Raw genomic sequence first — 5,703 nt, 5'->3', positions numbered from 1 at the left:
GGCGGGGATGTCCAGTCCGAGCCGGCGGTAGAAGTCCAGGGTGCGGGCCATGTCGTTGACCGCGGTGCCGATGAGGTCGAAGCGGGGCGTCATGTGGCCAGGGTAGGGCGGACGCCGCCGCGGGGTCTTGAACGGAACGGACCGGGCCGAGGAAACCATGTCCCCCTCGCGGCAGGACCGGACGACGTACGGTGTCAGGGGAGCAAACCGTCTTTAAGGTGTATATGCCTCATGTGGCGTACCTGGCGGCGGTCCATTGACGGCGAAGGAAGGGAGCGGGCCGATGATGCACCTGGCCTACCTGGACGCGGGGTCCGGCAGCCTGATCGTGCAGGCGGTGGTCGGCGGAACAGCGGGCGCGGCGGTCGCCGCGAAGCTCTACTGGCGGCGGGTGGCGGCCCGGTTCCGGCGCGGGTCCGCCGAGCCCACCGAGGCCCCCGCGTCCGGCCAGCCCGGCGGCCAGGCCGCAGCCCCCGCGTCCGGCCGGCCCGGCGCCACCGTGACCGACCAGTCCGCCACCGTGACCGACCGGCCCGCCACGGCACCGGCCGAGGCGGCCCGGGCCGACCGGCAGCCGCGCCAGCCGGCCGGCAACTGACCGGGAGCGTACCGATGACCGCCGCCGACCTGCGCATCCGGCCGGAACCCGGCTCCTTCCGCGACCCCGCCAACCGGGTCTTCCACCTGGGCGACCAGGTGCTGCGCGGCCTCGGCCCGCAGGGTGCCGCCGACTGGCAGGCGCTCTCCGGCAGCGGGTTCTTCGCCGCGCTGCTCGCCGAGGGCAAGGTCTGCGGCACCGCCCCGGTCGACCCGGCGACGCTACCGGACACCGGGTGGACGACGGTGCTGCGGCACGAGCGCATCCCGTTCGTCTCGCACCCCTACGAGTGGTCGTTCGGCATGTTGCGGGACGCCGCCCTGCTGCACCTGGAGATCCTGCGCCGGGCCCTCGAGGCGGGGTTCACCACCAAGGACGGGTCGGCCTACAACCTCCAGTGGCGCGGCGCCACCCCGGTCTTCATCGACGTCGGCTCGTTCGCGCCGCTGACCGAGGGCGAACCGTGGGCCGGCTACCGGCAGTTCTGCCAGACCCTGCTCTATCCGCTGCTGCTCCAGGCCCACCTCGGCGTGAACTTCCAGCCCTGGCTGCGGGCCCGGGTCGACGGCATCGAGGCCGACCAGCTCCGCCCGCTGTTCCGGGGCGTCCGCCGGCTGCTGCCCGGGGTGCCGACGCACGTGCACCTGCACGGCGCGATGCAGGCCCGGCACGCCGGGGCCAGCAGCAGCGCCGTCGCCGCCCAGCTACGCGACGCCGGCTACTCGCGGGACCTGGCGCTGGCCACCGTACGCCGGTTGGCGCGGTTGGTCCGCCGGCTGGACCGTCGGGTCGACGGCGGCCACTGGGTCGACTACCAGCGCACCTGCGGCTACACCACGGCGGACCGGGCGGCCAAGGAGGGTTTCGTCGAGGCGGCGGTGGCGGGTGTCGCCGCCGGGCTGGTGCTCGACCTCGGCGCCAACGACGGCCGGTACGCGCGGATCGCCTCCCGGCACGCCGCCCGGGTGGTCGCCGTCGAGCAGGACCCGGCCGTGGTGGACGCCCTCTACCGGGCGCTACGCGCCGAGGGCGACCAGCGCATCCTGCCGCTGGTGATGGACCTCGCCGACCCGTCGCCCGGCGGCGGCTGGCGGGGCGTGGAACGGGCCGGGTTCGCCGACCGCGCCCACGCCGACGTGGTGCTCGCCCTCGCCGTGGTGCACCATCTGGCGATCGGCCGCAACGTGCCGCTGGTCGAGGTGATCGGGCAACTGGCCGGCTACGTCCGGCCCGGTGGACGGCTGGTGGTGGAGTTCGTCCACCCGCAGGACCCGATGGCGCGGCGGCTGTTGGCGAACAAACCGGCCGGGCTCTTCCCCGACTACCACCGCGACGAGTTCGCCCGGCTGCTCGCCGCCCGCTGCCGCGTCGAACGCCAGCAGGAACTGCCCTGCGGCACCCGGACGCTCTACCAGGCGGTGGTGGATGGCTGAGCCTTCCCCGACCGGCACCGCGCTCCGGCGGCCGACGCCCACCGCGCCGCCGGTGCCGGACCGCACGCCCGCCCCGGCCGGCTGGCGGGTGGAGCTGCGCCGGGCGTACGAGGTGATGGCCCTGGTCGGTCTGGTGGTCACCCAGCCCCTGCTCGACGTGCTCGGGCGCAGCCCCGACTTCTTCCTGTTCCACCGGGCCACCAGTGGGGACGTCCTGGCGCTGGTGGCGGTGGTGGCGCTGGTGCCCGGTGCGGCGGTGGTGCTGCTCGGGGCGGCTACCCGGCTGGCCGGCGTCCGGGTCCGGGTGGGCGCCCACACGGTGCTCGTCGGGCTGCTGCTGGCCGCGTTGGCGGTGCAGGCGGGCCGGCAGGTGACGCCGCTGCGGGGCGTACCGCTGCTGGTGGTGGCGGCGCTGGTCGGGGCGGGTGGGGCGGTGGCGTACCGGCGCTGGTCGGTGCTCGGCCGGGTGTTGCGGGTGGCGGCCCTCGGGCCGCTGGTCTTCGTCGGGTTGTTCCTGTTCGCCTCGCCGGCCTCGGCGGTGGTGCTGCCCCGCGCGCACGAGGGCGCCGCCGGGGTGGCCGGGCCGGGTTCCCACCCGCCGGTCGTCATGATCGTCCTGGACGAGTTGCCGCTGGTCTCGCTGCTCGGCCCGGACGGGCGGATCGACGCGACCCGCTACCCGAACTTCGCCGAGCTGGCCGGCGGGTCGACCTGGTACCGCAACGCCACCGGGGTCAGCGGGTGGACGCCGTACGCGCTGCCGGCGATGCTGACCGGTCGGTACCCGTCGACCCCGTCGGCCCCGCACTACTCGCAGTACCCGGACAACCTCTTCACCGCCCTCGGCGGCCTGTACGACATCCGCGCCCAGGAGAGCATCACCCGGCTCTGCCCGCCCAGCCGGTGCGACCAGCCGGTCGCCCCCGAGCAGGGGCTCGGCGTGCTGGTACGGGAGAGCGGCACGTTGCTGCGCCGGATCGCCGCCCCGGTGGACAGCCGCATCGACCCGCAGGAGTCCTACCGGGAGCAGACCGCCGCCGAGGTGGGCCTGGACGCCGCCGAGCCGGTCCCCGCCGACCCGAAGTTCCGCTGGGACAGCCTGAACGACAACCAGCCGGCCCGGTTCACCAGCTTCCTGGCCGGGCTGCGCCCGTCCGACCGGCCGACCCTGCACTTCCTGCACCTGCTGATGCCGCACCCGCCGTGGGCGTACCTGCCGTCCGGGGCGCGCTACGACGCGCCGGACGACCTGCCCAACGACGGTGCCGGCTGGGTGGAGCTGGCCCGGACCCGGCACCTGGCCCAGCTGCGGTACACCGACCGGCTGCTCGGCGAGACGCTGCGCACGCTGCGCGCCACCGGCCTGTACGACAGGTCGCTGGTCGTGCTCACCGCCGACCACGGGGTGAGTTTCACCCGGGACTGGCAGGGCCGGGGGATGGACGCGATCACGCACGCGCCCGGCGAGGTGGCCTGGGTGCCGCTGTTCGTCAAGCAGCCCGGCCAGCGCGCCGGCCGGGTCGACGACCGCAACTGGGAGCACGTGGACCTGCTGCCCACCATCGCCGACGAGGTGCACGTGCGGGTCCCGTGGCGGCTCGACGGGCGCTCGGCGCAGCAGCCGCCCCGGGAGCGGACCGAGAAGTACTTCTACGACCGGCCCGGTGAGCGGGTGGTCCTTCCCGGCGGGGTGCCCGCCCGGCCCGCGCCGCCCGCCCCGCATCCGCTGGTGGGTACGACGGTGGGGGAGAAGCCGTCGGGTGGCGCCGCCTCGGTGGCGCACCTGGGCGCGTTCGACCACGTCGATCCGGCGGCGGGGGAGCTGCCGGCCCTGGTGTGGGGTTCCGTGCCCCCGCAGGTGCCGGACGGCACGCTGCTCGCCGTCGCCGTCAACGGTCGGATCGGCGCGGTCGTCCCGGTGGTTACCCCGGACCCGGGGGGTCGCCGGTTCGCCGCGTTCCTTTCCGACGACCATCTGTTCCGGGCCGGCGCGAACCGGTTGGACATCTACCGGGTGGGTCCCGGCGACACGCTGCGCCGCTTGACCCTTTCCTGAGCTTTCGTCGCACTTCGCCGCTTTCTGCCACGCCGTTCCCGGCATCCGGTCGCGGGTGACCCGCCCGCGCCGGCACGGGTTTCCGCGCCGCCGGGCCGGGAAACGGGTGACGCATACCTCACCGCAGAACCACGGCGGGCGGTATCCCCGCGACCGCGATTACGGTAAAAGCGAAGGCAATTCAACGAAGATTCGCCGGCGAAGCGAGGAACCACATGACGGAAGTCAAGCTCGACCACCCCGGTGGGCAGCTTTCGATGCCGGTGCAGGGCGCGGTCGAGGGCCCTGCGGGCATCGGGGTCAGCAAGTTGCTCAAGGAAACCGGAATGACAACATACGACCCCGGTTTCGTGAACACCGCCTCCTGCTCTTCCGCGATCACCTACATCGACGGTGACGCGGGCATCCTGAGGTACCGCGGTTACCCGATCGACCAGCTGGCCGAGAAGTCCTCCTTCCTGGAGGTCTCGTACCTGCTCATCTACGGTGAGCTGCCGACCCAGCAGCAGCTGGGCGAGTTCAGCGAGCGGATCCGGCGGCACTCCCTGCTGCACGAGGAGATGCGCCGGTTCTTCGACGGCTTCCCCCGGGACGCCCACCCGATGGCCGTGCTGTCCTCGGCGGTCAGCGCCATCTCCACCTTCTACCAGGACAGCCTGGACCCGTTCGACTCCGAGCACGTGGAGATGTCGACGGTCCGGCTGATGGCGAAGGTCCCCACCATCGCCTCGTACGCCTACAAGAAGTCCATCGGTCAGCCGCTGCTGTACCCGGACAACTCGCTGGGCTACGTGGACAACTTCCTGCGGATGACCTTCGGCGTGCCCGCCGAGCCGTACGAGGTCGACCCGGTGGTGGCCCGGGTGCTGGACATGCTGTTCGTCCTGCACGCCGACCACGAGCAGAACTGCTCGACCTCCACCGTCCGGCTGGTCGGATCAAGCAACGCCAACCTCTTCGCCTCGGTCTCGGCCGGGGTGAACGCCCTGTTCGGCCCGCTGCACGGCGGGGCGAACCAGGCCGTGCTGGAGATGCTGGAGAAGATCGACGCCGACGGCGGCGACGTCGCGTCCTTCGTCCGCAAGGTCAAGGACAAGCAGGACGGCGTGAAGCTGATGGGCTTCGGCCACCGGGTCTACAAGAACTACGACCCGCGGGCCGCCATCGTCAAGAAGGCCGCCCAGGACGTGCTCAACCGGATGGCCAAGCCGGACCCGCTGCTGGACCTGGCCATGCAGCTGGAGGAGATCGCGCTCGCCGACGACTTCTTCGTGTCCCGCCGGCTCTACCCGAACGTGGACTTCTACACCGGCCTGATCTACAAGGCCATGGGCTTCCCCACGAAGATGTTCACGGTGCTGTTCGCGCTCGGCCGGCTGCCCGGCTGGATCGCCCAGTGGCGCGAGATGATCAGCGACCCGGAGACGAAGATCGGCCGCCCCCGGCAGATCTACACCGGTGCGCCCGAGCGGGAGTTCACCGCGATCGCGCAGCGCTGACCCCGGTCACGACGAAGGGCGCCGCCCCCGCGGGGGGGGCGGCGGGCGTCGCGTGTCGCGCCGGGGCGGGCAGCGCACGCCCGCGGCGCCGAGCACGTTGCCCCCCGGGCTCGGGGC

The 5,703-nt window shown here is 73.2% G+C and carries 4 protein-coding genes; all 4 read left to right on the top strand.

Annotated features, from left to right (window positions below; translation table 11 throughout):
• Positions 1-283: 283 nt before the first annotated feature.
• The 4 genes from ACOJTC_RS29540 (at position 284) to ACOJTC_RS29525 (ending at position 5,586) form a co-directional block, all read left to right on the top strand.
• Positions 284-598 carry a hypothetical protein gene (locus tag ACOJTC_RS29540; protein ID WP_420119333.1) on the top strand — a complete coding sequence of 105 codons (315 nt, stop codon included), beginning with the start codon at positions 284-286 and terminating at the stop codon, positions 596-598.
• Positions 599-612: 14 nt separating this feature from the next.
• Positions 613-2,031 (top strand): class I SAM-dependent methyltransferase, encoded by a 1,419-nt coding sequence (locus ACOJTC_RS29535; protein ID WP_420119332.1) that lies wholly within the window; start codon positions 613-615, stop codon positions 2,029-2,031.
• A complete protein-coding gene (locus ACOJTC_RS29530) occupies positions 2,024-4,087 on the top strand; it encodes a sulfatase-like hydrolase/transferase (protein ID WP_420119331.1) in 2,064 nt (687 codons plus the stop codon). The genes ACOJTC_RS29535 and ACOJTC_RS29530 overlap by 8 nt, the downstream gene beginning before the upstream one ends.
• 215 nt (positions 4,088-4,302) lie before the next feature.
• Positions 4,303-5,586: a citrate synthase gene (locus ACOJTC_RS29525; protein ID WP_204924561.1), complete on the top strand. Its 1,284-nt coding sequence runs from the start codon at positions 4,303-4,305 to the stop codon at positions 5,584-5,586.
• The last annotated feature ends 117 nt before the right edge of the window (positions 5,587-5,703 follow it).

The sequence above is a fragment of the Micromonospora sp. genome (assembly GCF_048594385.1).
GTDB lineage: Bacteria > Actinomycetota > Actinomycetes > Mycobacteriales > Micromonosporaceae > Micromonospora > Micromonospora wenchangensis.
Note: the sequence above shows the minus strand (reverse complement) of the source record. Positions and strands in the feature narration are given on the sequence as shown.

What these genes read in the sequence shown, in the direction of transcription:
- ACOJTC_RS29540 (WP_420119333.1), top strand. Translation starts at nt 284, where the DNA reads ATGATGCACCTGGCCTACCTGGACGCGGGGTCCGGCAGCCTGATCGTG.
- ACOJTC_RS29535 (WP_420119332.1), top strand. Translation starts at nt 613, where the DNA reads ATGACCGCCGCCGACCTGCGCATCCGGCCGGAACCCGGCTCCTTCCGC.
- ACOJTC_RS29530 (WP_420119331.1), top strand. Translation starts at nt 2,024, where the DNA reads ATGGCTGAGCCTTCCCCGACCGGCACCGCGCTCCGGCGGCCGACGCCC.
- ACOJTC_RS29525 (WP_204924561.1), top strand. Translation starts at nt 4,303, where the DNA reads ATGACGGAAGTCAAGCTCGACCACCCCGGTGGGCAGCTTTCGATGCCG.